Source organism: Rhodoferax sp. (assembly GCF_010365055.1).
GTDB lineage: Bacteria > Pseudomonadota > Gammaproteobacteria > Burkholderiales > Burkholderiaceae_C > Rhodoferax.
The window spans coordinates 1-14170 of sequence record NZ_JAAFHA010000016.1 but is presented as its reverse complement, the minus strand read 5'-3'; the positions used below and the strand labels follow the sequence as shown (position 1 = coordinate 14170).

Below are 14170 nucleotides of genomic sequence, written 5' to 3'. Positions count from 1 at the left end.
TACGTATGCCAGTCGCCATCGAATTCAACAGCGTCTCCAAACACTTCGGCGAAGTCAAGGCGCTCAATAGCGTCAGCTTCACCGTCCAGGAGGGTGAGTTTTTTTCCATGCTCGGCCCCTCCGGCTCTGGGAAAACCACCTCGCTGCGTCTGATGGCGGGATTCGAGCAACCGAGCAGCGGCAGATTGACGTTGATGGGTTTTGAAGCGGCTGGCACGCCGCCCTATGCGCGTGATGTCAACACCGTCTTTCAAGACTACGCGTTGTTCCCGCACATGAACGTGTTGGACAACGTCGCCTACGGTTTGATGGTACGCAAAATGCCCAAGCCCGAGCGCTATGCCCTGGCGCATGCAGCGCTGGCCATGGTGGCGCTGCCCGACCATGGCGCGCGAACGCCCGCACAACTCTCGGGCGGCCAGCGTCAGCGGGTGGCGCTGGCCCGCGCGCTGGTGAATCGTCCGCGCATCTTGTTGCTCGACGAGCCGCTGGGCGCGCTGGACATGAAGCTGCGCGAGCAAATGCAGGTGGAACTTAAAGTGTTGCACCGCAAGCTGGGCATCACCTTTGTGTATGTCACGCACGACCAGAATGAAGCCCTGTCGATGTCGGACCGTGTGGCCGTCTTCAACCGTGGGCAGATTGAACAAATTGCCACCCCGCGCGAGTTGTATCGCCGCCCGCGTACCCGTTTCGTCGCAGACTTCGTGGGCAGCTCCAACGTGGTCGCTGCGGATCTGGCACGTCGCATCACAGGGCATTCGCAGTGCTTTTCTGTGCGCCAGGAAAACATCGCCCTGGCCCCTGCCGGTGGCGCCGCGGCACCCGGACGCGTGCAAGTCGAAGGCGAGGTGTTGGCGATCCAGTTTTTGGGGGCTACCCAGCGTATTGAGGTGCAAGTGGGCAGTCAAATCATGACGGCCCTGCAGCAGGATGTTGCAGCCGCTGGTGATCAGGCCACGCATACGGCGCCCGGCCAGCAGGTCGCCTTGCACTGGGCGGCACATGACATGGTGATGCTCGATGCCTGAAGGTGTCTCCTTGAGCCGAAGGGTCTCCAATGTGCTCTATCAGCGCCGCAATCTGACGCTGCTGTTAATGCTCACCCCGCCGCTGTTGTGGTTTGGCGTGGTGTATGTGGGCTCGTTACTCAGCTTGCTGGGGCAAAGCGTGTTCACCTTTGATGACATGACGATGTCGGTGGTGGCCGAGCTGACCACTGATAACTTTCGCAATTTGCTGGTGCCTGCCAATCTGGATATTGTGTTGCGGACCTTGGCCATGGCCATGGCGGTCACGCTGGGTACCGTGCTCATTGGTTTTCCCATGGCGTACTACATGGCCCACTACGCCACTCCCGCTGAAAAGGGTTTTTTCTTTGTTGGGGTGATGCTCCCCATGTGGGCCAGCTACATCGTCAAGGCCTATGCCTGGACGGTACTGCTGGCCAAAGGGGGTGTCATGTACTGGACGCTGGAGCGGCTGGGGCTGCTGGGGGCGCTGGAAGCTGTATTGCGCATCCCAGGCGTTGGTGGCGACACGCTGGCGACATCCAACGTCGGGCGGCTCTTGGTGTTTACCTACATCTGGTTGCCGTTCATGATTTTGCCAATCCAGGCCGCCATTGAACGAGTTCCTACCAACCTGCTGCTGGCCTCTGCCGACCTGGGTGCTCGTCCGCTGCAAACCTTTCGCACGGTGTTGTGGCCGCTGGCTTTTCCGGGCGTGGTGGCGGGTTCCATCTTCACGTTTTCTCTCACGCTGGGCGACTACATCATCCCCCAGTTGGTGGGGCCGTCTGGCCTGTATATCGGCAGCATGGTCTACACCCTGCAAGGCACGATCGGCAACATGCCCATGGCAGCAGCTTTTACCTGCGTACCGATTATTTTGATCACGGTGTATTTGGCATTGGCAAGACGCTTGGGGGCTTTCAATGCACTCTGAATCGAACTCGCGTCCGTTCAAACTTCGCCTGCCCAGCGGTGTCGCCGTGCTGCGCACTGCCGCCTACACCGGGCTGGCGCTGCTGCACCTGCCGTTGCTCTTCATTGCGCTGTATGCGTTTAACAGCGATGACAGTGGCTACAGCTTCCCCCTGAACGGCCTGACGCTGCGCTGGTTTGCCCGCGCCTGGGAACGCACTGATATTCATGAGGCGATTGTTTTGTCACTGTCGGTGGCGACCCTGGCCACCCTGATTGCCATGGTACTGGGCACGCTAACGGCTGCCGCCCTGAATCGTGACCGCTTCTTTGGCAAGGATGCATTCACCACGTTGCTGATCATGCCCATCGCCTTACCCGGTATCGTGACCGGTATTGCGCTGTTGGCGGCCTTCAAGCTGATGGATGTGAACCCCGGGTTTTGGACAATTGTCATTGGTCACGCTACTTTTTGCGTGGTGATTGTGCACAACAACGTGGTCGCCCGTTTGCGCCGCCTGCCGGCACGGCTGATTGAAGCGTCCATGGATTTAGGCGCAGACACTTTGACCACGCTGCGCTACATCATCCTGCCCCAACTCAGCACTGCGCTGTTGGCTGGCGGCATCCTGGCCTTTGCCTTGTCGGTCGACGAGTTGATTGTGACCACCTTCACCTCCGGGGCAGACAAAACCCTGCCAATCTGGTTGCTCAACCAACTCAGTCGCCCGCGCGAAGTCGCCATTACCAATGTGGTGGCGTTGCTGGTAATGCTGATCACCATGCCGCTGATTCTGCTGGCTTGGCGATTCACCCGTGACGGCGATGCCAGTCCGAGTGGCCGGTAGACCCCATTTATTTTCAATATTGTCATCAACTCTCTGGACTTTCATCATGGCAGCACCACGATTTCCGACTCAACTTATCATCAACGGCCGGGCCGTCACCGGCGAAGGTCGTGCCGAGAGTGTGCTCAACCCCGCCACCGGCGAGGTGCTGTGTGAGGTGCACGAAGCCAGCGCCGACCAGCTGCGCCAGGCCGTCGATGCTGCGAGCAAGGCCTTTCCTGCTTGGGCTGCGCTGACACCCAAAGAGCGCAGTGCCTATTTGCTGAGAATTGCCGACGCGATTGAAACGCACGGCGATGAATTTGCCATGCTGGAGTCACTCAACTGTGGCAAGCCCTTGAGTGCCGCCCGCAACGACGAAATACCGGCCATTGCCGATGTGTACCGTTTTTTCGCTGGTGCCATTCGCAATATGTCGGGCTCACTCAGTGGCGAGTATCTGGCAGGCCACACCAGCATGATCCGCCGCGACCCGTTGGGTGTGGTGGCCTCGATTGCGCCGTGGAACTACCCACTGATGATGGCCGCTTGGAAACTAGGCCCGGCCATCGCGATGGGCAACACCGTGGTGCTCAAGCCCTCGGAAAACACGCCGCTGACTACCCTGCGTCTGGGCGAGCTGTTGGCCAACATCTTGCCACCCGGCGTGGTCAATATCGTGTGCGGCCGGGGAGACACGGTGGGCGCGCCGCTGATTCGCGACCCGCGCATTCGCATAGCTTCGCTCACGGGCGACGTATCTACCGGCAGCAAAATCATGGAGGCCGCAGCACGTGGCGTCACACGCACCCACCTCGAATTGGGTGGCAAGGCACCTGTCATTGTGCTCGACGATGCCGACTTGCCCAGCGTCGTCGAGGGCCTGCGCACTTTTGGCTATTACAACGCCGGACAAGACTGCACCGCCGCCTGCCGGGTCTACGCCAGCGACAAAATTTACGAGCGCCTGGTGGCGGACCTCAGCAGTGCAGTTTCCACCATCAAGGTCGGTCTGCAGCAAGAGCCGGGCGTGGAGATGGGCCCGTTGATATCAGCCCGCCAGCGCGACCGTGTTGCCAGCTTTGTCGACCGGGCCAGCCAACTGCCGCATATCGAAGTCACGACCGGCGGCAGCGCTTGGGGTAGCAAAGGCTTCTTCTACAAACCCACCGTGGTAGCCGGCGCACGGCAAGACGACGAGATTGTTCGCAGCGAAGTGTTCGGCCCGGTGGTCTCCATCACCCGGGTCAAGGATGCTGAGCAAGCGTTGGCTTGGGCCAATGACTCCGAGTACGGCCTGGCCAGTTCCGTGTGGACCCGTGACGTTGGTTGCGCCATGAACATCGCCTCTCGCCTGCAATACGGCTGCACTTGGGTCAACACGCATTTCATGCTGGTGTCTGAAATGCCACACGGTGGCATGAAGCACTCAGGCTATGGCAAAGACATGTCCGTGTATGCGCTGGAGGACTACAGCTGCGTGCGCCATGTGATGATCAAACACAACGCGTAGACCATTTTTGCATCCAGGAGAAAACCATGAGATTGTTAAACCTTCCACGACTTGGCCGCCTGGAATGCTCACAACGCCAACGAGGCAGCGCTGAGCTTTGACTATGACGTGGAATATTTTGACGCCTCTGTCGGTCAATCTCAGTACGGCGGTGTGCCCTGTTGTGGAGGCAGCACCAGCAACGCCCGCAGCACAGTAGGCCAGGCGCGCTCCAAAGCAGACCCCGCACGCGCTGATGCAGCGACGCAGGCCTCGGGCGCTGAAACAGGCTGATGACTTGGGGTTCGTCGGACCTTGCGTCTGATCAATTGCGCACTTCCCCAGGCGAATAGCATGAGCAGGTCGGTCCTGCTTGCCGCACGTCCAAGCCCATCTGTTTGATCGTGGTTAGCGCGCGGTTGCGGGAGCTCGCTGGCCTGTGCTCCATCCGAGGCGTTGTGGCACTGCCGTGCGGCAGGACTGCACCGTCCTACTCACTACCCAAGGAGAGCGTCATGGGATTTTTTAGCAAGATACTTGAAAAACTAGGCATCGGCGAAGCAGCCGCCACACCGGCAGCAACTGCCGCACCTGCGAGCCCGGGAGCGGCCCAGGCTGCAGCGCCGCCACCCAAGCCGGTCGCGCTCGTCGATGTTGTCGCGCAACTGGAGCAGCGCGCGGCGGCGGACCCGCAGAAGCTGAATTGGCGCACCTCCATCGTCGACTTGCTGAAGCTGCTCGATATTGACAGCAGCATTGCTGCGCGCAAGGATCTGGCCACGGAGTTGAATTGCCCGGCGGAACTGATGAGTGATTCAGCGAAGATGAATATTTGGCTGCACAAGGCCGTGCTGGCACGCATTGCGGCCAACGGCGGCAATGTCCCTCAGTATCTGTTGGCCTGAAACGGCAGCTCAATCCCTCAAGCAAGGAGCAGGCACATGCAGATGGCGGACATCCTCGCCCAAATGGGCGGCCTCCAGTCGATGGCCCACGAACTGGGCGTCAGTGAGAGCCAGGCAGAAACCGGCGCCGCGGCGCTGATTCCGGCGATTCTCGGCGGCTTCAAGAAACAGGCGCAGTCGCAGCCCACGGGCTTAGAGGGGCTCGGCAGCCTGCTCGGGCAACTCGGCGGTGGCAGCCTGCTCGATCAGGTGCTGGCGCCACAGCCCACCGACGTGGTCCCGGGCAACGAGGTGCTCGGGCAAATATTTGGCTCCAAGGACGTGAGCCGGGCGGTTGCGCAGAATGCAGCGGCGCAGTCGGGGCTTGACCCGTCGCTGCTCAAGAAGATGCTGCCGATACTGGCCATGTTGGTTGCAGGTTACATGGCGAAGCAGCAAGGCAGCGGCGCTGCGGCGCCGCCCTCACCGACGGGCGGCGGCCTTGGCGGCCTGCTGGGGGGGCTGCTCGGCGGCCGGACCGGCGGCTCCGGCAGCGCGCCGGGACTTGCCTCGATGCTCGACCTGAACGGAGACGGCAATCCGCTCGATGACATCTTGCGGATGGCCGGCAAGGCGATGGGTTAGACCCACAGCGCAGCTTGGCTGCACTGTGCCGGTGATTTGAATCTCAAAAGGGAGTACCGCTATGAGCTGGATTATTTCGTTGATCATTGGCGGAATCGTCGGCTGGCTGGCGAGCATCGTCATGAAGACCAACGCGCAAATGGGCTGGATCGCCAACGTACTGGTGGGTGTCGTGGGCTCGATGCTGGGCTACTGGATCGCCGGACTTCTGGGCATCGCGCCCACTGGCGGCATCCTGGGTTTCCTGGTGGCGGTCGTGGGTGCGGTACTCTTGATCTTCATCTTGAACAAAGTTGGCATCTTCCGCAAGGCTTGACGCAGGGCCTCTGCGTTGCGCGACTGACGGACGTGCTGGCCAGCCGCGGCAAGGCGGCTACATATAATTGCCCGTTCAATTGTTGATCCTCCACTCCCACAACGTCATGGCGCGCCCTTCTTTCAGCGACCCTCAGCGCCTTTCCAGCGCCGCGCGCTCACGCCGCACCGCATGAATCCCGTCGCCTGCTCTCCCTTTGGCGAACGTCGCTACCACGCCTGGAACGACCATGTGAAAGCGCGCCATGGCGGTCGGGTGCAGAAGGTCTCTGTGCTGGCGGGTTTCACCTGCCCAAACCGCGACGGGCTGGTCGGCACCGGGGGCTGCACCTTCTGCAACAACGCCAGCTTCACGCCCGGCTACCTGCACCGGCGCCAGAGCATCACCGAGCAAATCGACGCCGGGCTGGAGTTCCTGCAGCGGCGCTACCCTGGCACGCAGCGCTACATCGCGTATTTTCAGAGTTACAGCAACACCTACGGCGAGTTTGAGCGGCTGCGCGCCTGCTACGCCGAGGCACTGGCCCATCCGCAGATCAGCGGCCTGGCGATCGGCACCCGCCCCGACTGCCTGCCCGACGCCGTGCTCGATTACCTGGCCGAACTGGCGAGCGACACCATCATCGAGCTTGAAATCGGCGTCGAGTCCTGCAACGACGCGGCGCTGGCGCGGGTCAACCGCGGCCACGATTTTGCCGCCAGCGTGGACGCGATTGAGCGCGCGGCGGCGCGCGGGCTGGACGTCACCGCCCACGTCATGCTCGGCCTGCCGGGCGAGTCCCACGCCAGCATGATGGACGGCGCGCGCCAGCTCTCCGCCCTTCCGATCCACGCGCTGAAATTGCATCAATTGCAGTTGGTGCGCGGCACCGCGCTGGCGCGCGAATGGCAGCGCGACCCAGCGGCGGTGCCTCTGCTCGATGAGCCGGCCTGCGTCCGTCTGCTCGTCGATTTCATCGAACGCCTGTCGCCCAGGATTCTGCTGCAGCGCATCGGCAGCGAAGTGCCGCCATCGCTCAAACTCGCTCCGGCGTGGAACCTGCGGCTGTCCGAATTGGCCCCGCGCCTCTCCGCCGAACTGGCCCGGCGCTCAAGCTGGCAGGGCAGCCGCTATGTGACGACGGCGCCCGGCCGTACTTTAGATTGCTTCTTTTTTCATAGCGAATAAGGCCGCAGCCACTGGGCCGGCAGCCCAAAGAGCATAGTACATCGACACGCGCAGCCGCGCACCAGACCGCAACCGGCCCTCATGCGCTCAGCAAGGCCCCGTGTTCCACCAGCAGCGCCCGGAGAATCGAGCGATGGCAGCGCGACTCGTCCTGGCAATAGCAGCCCATGGAGAAATTGGCGCCATGCGATAGCTGGGCCAGCAGTTCCATCGTGCGCGTCGCATCGGGCTGCTTCATCTCGGCGCGGTAGCGTTTCGCGAACGCGTTCCACTTGGCCTCGTGATCGGCCTCCTACCCAAGCTTCATGGTCTCCATGCTGGGCACCAGGTTGGGGTACCAGACGTCATACCAGTTCTGCCGTGCAAACTCGGTCTTTGGGGCGCCTCGCGGCGGACGCCGCACGGCTCCTATCCGGGGGCCTTCAGCGGGCGCTCGCTCGCTCCCCAATCGGACAATACGTATTCCCCTGACAACTCCTTGCTTGATCAATCCGGCCCCATAAAAATCCTAAAAAGATAGCGCACTACATATAGGTGACAGGGGCTACCGCCCTGAAATCTGGATACGGAAAAATTGGAGGCGCTCGTGCGTGCCCGGTAGCACCGCCTGCACGATCGTCTCGGCCAGGGCACGCTCAACCGGACGTATTGGTGCCCTGGTCGTTGGGTGCTGCCTCCTGTGCCGCCGTCCACAAATGCCGGGCAATATGGGTGCTGAGTTTGGTGATGGCCAGCGCTATCAAATCGGGGTGCAGCTCATGACCGACAAAGGGCACTACCTCGGCCGTGATGTCACAGCCCATGTCCAGCAAATGGTGGGCTGCGGTCACGCTGTGGCTGTAGGGAATCAGCTCGTCTTGCTTGCCATGCAGGAGATGGATGGTGGTCACGGCCACAGGCACATCCGGCAGGGTGGTGAAGCGTCCGCCGATGGCGACCACGCGACTGGCCAGCATGGGCTGCAATTTGCTCAGCTCCAACACCATTTCCGCGCCCTGCGACAGGCCGATCAACGCGGTGGCTGCTGCCGACACCCCACTGCGCTCCTGCCAGCCACGCACGGCGGCTTGCAGCGCTGGCAGGGCTTGGGCCACCCGCAACGGGCGGTTCTGGTCGGTCACATCGGCCATGGGAAACCAGTCGAAACCCTGGGGGGCGTCAGCCGCCGTAGCGGCCTGCAGGGAGACGATGGTGGCCTGGGGAAAGGTTTCGCTCAGTCGCGCGCCCAAGGGCAGCAGCGACGCGGCATCGGCCCCGGCCGCGTGGCACAACAGAATCAGCTGCGCCGCTTGGTCGGCGCGCTCCTGGATGACGAGTGAAAGATCGGGCATGGCGGGCTCTACGGGTTGGCTAGCTGTGCATTGTGCCGCAGCTAAAACGAGCGTTTGCAAGGCCTTGTTTCACCGCCGCGGCTTAGTCAGCTTGCGGCACGCCCGTCGATGTAATACCCACGCCCTGCCTCCCGCACAAAACGGTTGAGTTCATGCATGCGCTCGGCGCGGCCGACCTTGCAGCGGGCCAAAGACTCGACGATGCGCACATCACGCTGGACTCGGCATGGCGCAACTCCAGCCCCACTCCAAACCGAACGACCCGTGCAAATAACTATTAATTAGATAGCTACATGTGCTTGAAGGACGTGGGCTAGAGCCAGAAAACATCCATAAATATGGTCAACTGACGCGAATCGCCACCTGGCCAAGCACCGCTTTGAGAGATCGGCAACCAGGGTGACCTATGGCGATGCCTCCCGGTTGGGATGGCGGATCAGGCCGATTCGCCCAGCCGTCCGTCGCGGAAATCACTCAGGGCCTGGTAGATTTCATCTTTGGTGTTCATCACAAACGGGCCGTACTGAACGATAGGCTCTTTCAAAGGCTGCCCTGAAATGAGCAGCACCCTGGCATCCACGCTGGCCTCGATCACCACACCATCAGCCTGGGCGTCATTGGCCAGGATGGCCATGCGCTGGACTGGCACCGACTTACCCGCAATGCTGACTTCACCCCGGTACACATAGACGAACGCGTTGTGGCCAGCGGGCAGTGGCTGCGCGAAGCTGCTGCCTGCGCTCAAGTGCAGGTCCAGGTAGTTCGGCTGCGTGGTGTCGCGTGTCACGGCACCACTCACGCCGTGGCTTTCCCCTGCAATCACCGTCACGGCCACGCCTTCTTCCGTGACAAATTTGGGTAGTTCGTCGGCCTTGAAGTCGCGGTACCAGGGGGTGTTCATCTTGTCGCGCTGGGGCAGGTTCAGCCAGAGCTGAAAGCCTTCCATCACGCCTTCTTCCTGCTGCGGGATTTCGGAATGGATCACGCCTTTGCCGGCCGTCATCCACTGCACGCCGCCGTTTTCCAGCAGACCCTCATGGCCGGCACTGTCACGGTGGCGCATGCGCCCGGCAATCATGTACGTGATGGTCTCGAAGCCGCGGTGCGGGTGATCGGGAAAGCCCGCAATGTAGTCGTCGGGTTGGTCGCTGCCAAAGGCATCGAGCATCAAGAATGGGTCGAGCCGTTGCTGCAGGTCTTGTGTCAGCACACGGGTCAGTTTGACGCCAGCGCCGTCGGAGGTGGCTTGACCGGTGATCAATCTCTCAACCGTGCGTGAAACCTTTACATCGTGCTTGTCGCTGATGGTGTTCATTTGCAGTTCCTTCTTGACGCAGGGTGCTCGGCAACACCCTGCAGGGTTGATTGGTTGTTCGAGGGTAGGTTCAATCGCGGCGGGAATCAAGACTCCATGCGCCAGCGCCGTTGGCGGCAATGGCCAGCAAGCCACCGACGACCGCGATGTTCTTGAAGAACAGCAGTTGTTGCATGAAAGCCTGGTCAGCAGGAACACCCCAGTAATTGTGGAAGAAGAAGCTGGCCACCAGCGTGAACGCCGCCAGAACCAAAGCCGCGATGCGGGTACCAAAACCAGCCAGCAGCGCCAGGCTGCCGACAATCTCCACGATCAGGGCGATGACGGCAGCGAGAGTGGGCAGCGGCAAGCCAACCGACGAGATGTAGCCCACGGTGCCGGCAAAGCCGGTGAGCTTGCCAATGCCGGCGGGCAGGAACAAAGCGACCATGAGTAAGCGTGCGGCCAGATTGAGAGAGTTTTGAATTGCGTTGGACATGATGGATTTCCTTAAAAAATGAGATGAACGCAATGTGTTGCGGTAGATGTAGTCTATTTGTCATCAATCAGCTTGAGAATCCCTTGAAATGGATATGATTGATCCCATGTTGGAACAATCAAGCGCAACTATCGACCCCAACGACCTGCTCATCTTTGCCAGTGTGGCCGAGCTGGGTAGCTTCAGCCGCGCTGCCGAGCGCATGGGGCTGCCCAAGTCCACGGTATCGCGCCGGCTGGCTGCGCTGGAACACCGCTTGGGCGAACGGCTGCTGCTGCGCACCACCCGGCGTCAGTCTTTGACCGAGTTCGGCCTGCAGTTGCTGGAGCATGCGCGTCAGGTGGTGTCTGAGGTGGAGGCGGTGGCTGCATTAAGTGAGCGTCGCCAGGCCACGCCGAGCGGGCGCCTGCGGGTCTCCATGCCCAGTGACTTTGCCAACCTGCTGTTGGCCGACACGCTGGCGGCTTTTATTGCGCTGTATCCGGCGATCCAGCTGGAACTCGATTTGTCGCCGCGCCGGGTGGACCTGCTCGGTGAAGGTTTTGATGTGGTGCTGCGCATTGGCAAGCTGCCTGACGATGCCTCGCTGGCAGCGCGGCGCCTGGCTGTTTTTTCTTTTGGTCTGTACGCTGCCCCCAGCTACCTGGCCGAGCATGGCGAGCCCGCTGACCCGGATGATCTGGCACGGCATGCGGCCATCAGGATGCTGCAAGCCAATGGGGAGGCTGCCGCCTGGACCTTGGTGCAAGGTGAGCGGCGCTGGCAGGGCATCCCGCCGGGCCGGGCCAGCGCCAATGCGCCCGAGTTGCTGATCAAACTGGCGTGCGCCGGCGCGGGGATCGCGGCCGTGCCAGACTACTTTGCGCTGCCTGATGTGCACCGGGGCGCGCTGCGACGCGTGTTGCCAAGCTGGAGTTTGCCCAGCCACACGGCGTGGGCGGTGTTCCCCGAGCGCAAACTGATGCCGGTCAAAACACGGGTCTTCATCGACATGCTGCAAACGGCGCTGGCACAGGTGCAGGCATGAAGCCGGCGCCGCAGGGGCGCGGCTGTCAGAGGTGATCAGGCACCAAACAATTTGTTGGCGGTTTGAGCGATGAGTTTGCCCTGAAAACGGGCGCCGTCGAGCTCGATCGCGCTGGGCTGGCGCTGTCCCTGGCCACCCGCGATCGTGGTCGCGCCGTAGGGGCTGCCACCAACGATTTCATCGAGCGACATTTGACCCTGGTAGCTGTACGGCAGACCCACGATGGTCATGCCGAAGTGCATCAGGTTGGTGATGATGGAAAACAGCGTGACTTCCTGACCGCCATGCTGGGTGGCGCTGGAGGTGAACGCGCCGCCCACCTTGCCGTTCAGTGCGCCGCGCGCCCACAGACCGCCCGCCTGGTCGAGAAAGCTCGCCATCTGCCCGAGCATGCGGCCGAAGCGGGTCGGGCAGCCGATGATGATGGCATCAAAGCCTTCGAGTTCGGCCACGCTCGCCACGGGCGCTGCCTGTTCGAGCTTGAAATGGGCCGACTTGGCGACCTCCAGCGGCACCGTTTCTGGCACGCGCTTGAGGTCGACGCTGGCGCCGGCCGAGCGGGCACCTTCTGCCATCGCTTGCGCCATGGTTTCAATGTGGCCGTAGCTTGAGTAGTAGAGAACGAGTACTTTTGACATGGAAACTCCTTGGAAGATTGCGCCTGTTGAATCGCCGGGCGCATCGCGAAAGACCGAACTCGTGCGACCTGTTGTCGCCCCAACAGCAAAGCTATATTTTTGAGGAAAACTTTATTAACCGGTGGTGATGAATATCAAGGCGCCAGATCAAACACGAGAACTTGCGCGTCTTGGGCTTGGTTCGTCAGCAGATCAGTCTTTCCTTGCAGCACCAGCCGGTGGCATTCCACACCGGCGTCGCGTGCATTAACTATTAATTAGATAGCTATATGTGCTTGAAGGACGTGGGCTAGAGCCCGAAAACATTCATAAACAGGACTCAGGCCCGCCAATCGACAGCACGGGCGGTTGCGCTGGTCTGAGCTCACTGCCGGCGGGCAGTGTGATGGTGTGGCCCACAGTGACAGCAGGCGACGCAAGAACTGACGACGCACTAGGTAAAAGCATCTAGCCGCCTGGCCTATCACCCCAATTGCAGCGGGGTCACTCTGAACCTATCGTCGTGGCATAGCTTGAACCGAGGAATGTTGCCATGAAAATAGACTCAATCAGCCCCGCCGACCCGACTGTGTCGTCTTCGAGACGTGCGTTTTTGCGCGGGATTCCCATCGTCACCATGGGCGCCGTCAGCCTGCCCGCGGCCGCGGCCGCCGCGGCCACGTCGTCCGGCGCGCACTGGGGCATGCTCGTTGATCTGCGCAAGTGCATCGGCTGCCAGGCCTGCACGATTGCCTGCATCAACGAAAACGACGTGCCCGAGGGCAGCTTTCGCACCATCGTCTCGAACTACAGCGTCAAGCAGAACGACCAGGTGGGCCAACCCGCTGGCACCTACGTGCTGCCGCGTCTGTGCAACCACTGCGACGAGCCGCCGTGCGTGCCGGTCTGCCCGGTCGGCGCCACCTTCAAGCGCGCAGACGGTTTGGTGCTGGTCGACGGTGACCGCTGCGTCGGCTGCGGCTACTGCGTGCTGGCCTGCCCTTACGACGCCCGCTTCATCAACCACCAGACCGGCAAGGCGGACAAATGCACCTTCTGCGGCCACCGCCTGGAGGCCGGGCTGCTGCCGGCCTGCGTGGAAACCTGCGTCGGCGGCGCGCGCATCTTTGGCGACCTGAACGATCCCAAGGGTGAATTGCGGCTGCGCATGAACGCCGCCAGCGACCAGCTGAAAGTGCTCAAGCCCGAGCTGGGCACCCGGCCCAATGTCTATTACATCGGCCTGGACGAGCGCTTCCAGGGCAAGGTTGAAGGCCAGGGCGCGCTGTGGCAATCCAAAACTCACGGAGTCTGATCATGAACACCAGCATCGTTGAAACCGTCAATGTCATTCGTGAAGTGGCCTGGCTGCCGTGGGCAGTGCAATACTTCTTTCTCATCGGCCTGTCTTACGGCGCCTTTGTGCTCTCTCTGCCCGGCATCGTCTGGCGCCGTCCCGGCTGGATCGGGATTTCGCGCGTGGCCCTGCTGGTGGCGTTGATCTGCGGCCTGAGCGCGCCGGTTGCGCTGCTGGCCGACCTGCACCAGCCGGGGCGCTCCTACCACTTCTACCTGCACTTCACGCCGACCTCCTGGATGTCCTGGGGCTCCTTCTTCATCCCCGTCTATGTGGGCGGCCTGATGCTCTACGCCTGGCTGGCTTGGCGGCCCTTGCTGGCGCAGCAGGCGCAGCAGGGCGACTTGTCGCCGCGCCTGACGCGGCTGTGCCGGCTGCTGAGCGGGGGCGGATCGCAGAGTCGGGGCGGGCTGTTCGCCGCCGCCGCGCTCACCTTCGTCGGGGCGTCGCTGGTTGCGCTCTACACCGGCATGGAGGTGATGGTGGTGCGGGCGATCCCGCTGTGGCATACGCCCTTGCTGCCGCTGCTGTTCGTGGTGACGGCACTGGCTGGCGGCATCGGCCTGACGCTGATCCTCGCTCGCCTGGCCGGCCAGCCCGCAAGCGACGACACCGCACGCCTGGCCCGGGCGCTGGCGTTCACCCAGGGCGGGGCCCTGTTGATTGGCGCGGTCTGGCTGATGCTCGGCTTCAGCGGTGTGTCGCCGATTCACGCGCAGGCCCTGGCCGAGTTGGCACCCTCTAGCGCCTGGAAAGTGGCGGGGTTGTGGGCGGCAGGCAGCACCGCGC

16 protein-coding genes and 1 pseudogene are annotated in these 14170 nt (G+C 62.0%); 12 read left to right on the top strand and 5 right to left on the bottom strand.

Features of this window, described 5'->3' with window-relative positions:
- Positions 1-5 precede the first annotated feature (5 nt).
- The 9 genes from GZ093_RS06065 to GZ093_RS06025 all read left to right on the top strand — a co-directional run bounded on the left by GZ093_RS06065 (position 6) and on the right by GZ093_RS06025 (position 7256).
- On the top strand, positions 6-1031 hold the full coding sequence (locus GZ093_RS06065; RefSeq protein WP_296483478.1) for an ABC transporter ATP-binding protein: 1026 nt from the start codon (positions 6-8) through the stop codon (positions 1029-1031).
- Positions 1032-1041: 10 nt separating this feature from the next.
- The gene (locus GZ093_RS06060) at positions 1042-1947 is read left to right on the top strand and encodes an ABC transporter permease (RefSeq protein WP_296483475.1); all 906 of its coding nucleotides are present in this window, start codon (positions 1042-1044) and stop codon (positions 1945-1947) included.
- Positions 1937-2773, top strand: coding sequence for an ABC transporter permease (locus GZ093_RS06055; protein ID WP_296483472.1), 837 nt, complete (start codon positions 1937-1939; stop codon positions 2771-2773). The genes GZ093_RS06060 and GZ093_RS06055 overlap by 11 nt, the downstream gene beginning before the upstream one ends.
- Before the next feature lie 46 nt (positions 2774-2819).
- Positions 2820-4265, top strand: coding sequence for a gamma-aminobutyraldehyde dehydrogenase (locus GZ093_RS06050; protein WP_296483471.1), 1446 nt, complete (start codon positions 2820-2822; stop codon positions 4263-4265).
- Positions 4266-4316: 51 nt separating this feature from the next.
- The gene (locus GZ093_RS06045) at positions 4317-4538 is read left to right on the top strand and encodes a hypothetical protein (protein WP_296483468.1); all 222 of its coding nucleotides are present in this window, start codon (positions 4317-4319) and stop codon (positions 4536-4538) included.
- Between the two features lie 221 nt (positions 4539-4759).
- Positions 4760-5149, top strand: coding sequence for a DUF3597 domain-containing protein (locus GZ093_RS06040; RefSeq protein WP_296483465.1), 390 nt, complete (start codon positions 4760-4762; stop codon positions 5147-5149).
- Positions 5150-5185: 36 nt separating this feature from the next.
- Entirely contained in the window at positions 5186-5773 is a 588-nt protein-coding gene (locus tag GZ093_RS06035) for a DUF937 domain-containing protein (RefSeq protein WP_296483462.1), read from the top strand.
- Between the two features lie 61 nt (positions 5774-5834).
- Positions 5835-6089 carry a GlsB/YeaQ/YmgE family stress response membrane protein gene (locus GZ093_RS06030; RefSeq protein ID WP_296483459.1) on the top strand — a complete coding sequence of 85 codons (255 nt, stop codon included), beginning with the start codon at positions 5835-5837 and terminating at the stop codon, positions 6087-6089.
- A 171-nt stretch (positions 6090-6260) separates the two neighbouring features.
- Entirely contained in the window at positions 6261-7256 is a 996-nt protein-coding gene (locus GZ093_RS06025) for a TIGR01212 family radical SAM protein (protein ID WP_296483457.1), read from the top strand.
- A 79-nt stretch (positions 7257-7335) separates the two neighbouring features.
- Here the strand turns inward: GZ093_RS06025 and GZ093_RS06020 are convergent.
- The 4 genes and pseudogenes from GZ093_RS06020 to GZ093_RS06005 all read right to left on the bottom strand — a co-directional run bounded on the left by GZ093_RS06020 (position 7336) and on the right by GZ093_RS06005 (position 10380).
- A pseudogene (locus GZ093_RS06020) lies at positions 7336-7719 on the bottom strand (DUF488 family protein).
- A 172-nt stretch (positions 7720-7891) separates the two neighbouring features.
- On the bottom strand, positions 7892-8587 hold the full coding sequence (ypfH, locus tag GZ093_RS06015) for an esterase (RefSeq protein ID WP_296483454.1): 696 nt from the start codon (positions 8585-8587) through the stop codon (positions 7892-7894).
- Positions 8588-9023: 436 nt separating this feature from the next.
- Positions 9024-9902 (bottom strand): pirin family protein, encoded by an 879-nt coding sequence (locus GZ093_RS06010; RefSeq protein WP_296483452.1) that lies wholly within the window; start codon positions 9900-9902, stop codon positions 9024-9026.
- Between the two features lie 70 nt (positions 9903-9972).
- Complete coding sequence (locus tag GZ093_RS06005) at positions 9973-10380, bottom strand: DoxX family protein (RefSeq protein ID WP_296483449.1); 408 nt, start codon at positions 10378-10380, stop codon at positions 9973-9975.
- A gap of 106 nt (positions 10381-10486) precedes the next feature.
- On the opposite strand from GZ093_RS06005, the gene GZ093_RS06000 reads away from it, so the two are divergent.
- Positions 10487-11407 (top strand): LysR family transcriptional regulator, encoded by a 921-nt coding sequence (locus GZ093_RS06000; protein ID WP_296483446.1) that lies wholly within the window; start codon positions 10487-10489, stop codon positions 11405-11407.
- Positions 11408-11442: 35 nt separating this feature from the next.
- Here the strand turns inward: GZ093_RS06000 and wrbA are convergent, their stop codons facing one another.
- Positions 11443-12045, bottom strand: a complete 603-nt coding sequence (gene wrbA, locus GZ093_RS05995) for an NAD(P)H:quinone oxidoreductase (protein ID WP_296483443.1) — start codon at positions 12043-12045, stop codon at positions 11443-11445.
- 532 nt (positions 12046-12577) lie between these two features.
- On the opposite strand from wrbA, the gene dsrO reads away from it, so the two are divergent.
- Entirely contained in the window at positions 12578-13339 is a 762-nt protein-coding gene (dsrO, locus tag GZ093_RS05990; RefSeq protein ID WP_363260283.1) for a sulfate reduction electron transfer complex DsrMKJOP subunit DsrO, read from the top strand.
- 2 nt (positions 13340-13341) lie between these two features.
- Positions 13342-14170 (top strand): NrfD/PsrC family molybdoenzyme membrane anchor subunit (gene nrfD / locus GZ093_RS05985; RefSeq protein ID WP_296483440.1); only part of this gene is annotated, 829 nt, incomplete at its 3' end.

Coding starts and splice junctions, on each gene's coding strand:
- GZ093_RS06025 (WP_296483457.1), top strand. CDS start 6,261: ATGAATCCCGTCGCCTGCTCTCCCTTTGGCGAACGTCGCTACCACGCC.
- GZ093_RS06065 (WP_296483478.1), top strand. CDS start 6: ATGCCAGTCGCCATCGAATTCAACAGCGTCTCCAAACACTTCGGCGAA.
- ypfH (WP_296483454.1), bottom strand. CDS start 8,587: ATGCCCGATCTTTCACTCGTCATCCAGGAGCGCGCCGACCAAGCGGCG.
- GZ093_RS06010 (WP_296483452.1), bottom strand. CDS start 9,902: ATGAACACCATCAGCGACAAGCACGATGTAAAGGTTTCACGCACGGTT.
- GZ093_RS06000 (WP_296483446.1), top strand. CDS start 10,487: ATGTTGGAACAATCAAGCGCAACTATCGACCCCAACGACCTGCTCATC.
- GZ093_RS06035 (WP_296483462.1), top strand. CDS start 5,186: ATGCAGATGGCGGACATCCTCGCCCAAATGGGCGGCCTCCAGTCGATG.
- GZ093_RS06050 (WP_296483471.1), top strand. CDS start 2,820: ATGGCAGCACCACGATTTCCGACTCAACTTATCATCAACGGCCGGGCC.
- wrbA (WP_296483443.1), bottom strand. CDS start 12,045: ATGTCAAAAGTACTCGTTCTCTACTACTCAAGCTACGGCCACATTGAA.
- GZ093_RS06030 (WP_296483459.1), top strand. CDS start 5,835: ATGAGCTGGATTATTTCGTTGATCATTGGCGGAATCGTCGGCTGGCTG.
- GZ093_RS06005 (WP_296483449.1), bottom strand. CDS start 10,380: ATGTCCAACGCAATTCAAAACTCTCTCAATCTGGCCGCACGCTTACTC.
- dsrO (WP_363260283.1), top strand. CDS start 12,578: ATGAAAATAGACTCAATCAGCCCCGCCGACCCGACTGTGTCGTCTTCG.
- GZ093_RS06055 (WP_296483472.1), top strand. CDS start 1,937: ATGCACTCTGAATCGAACTCGCGTCCGTTCAAACTTCGCCTGCCCAGC.
- GZ093_RS06040 (WP_296483465.1), top strand. CDS start 4,760: ATGGGATTTTTTAGCAAGATACTTGAAAAACTAGGCATCGGCGAAGCA.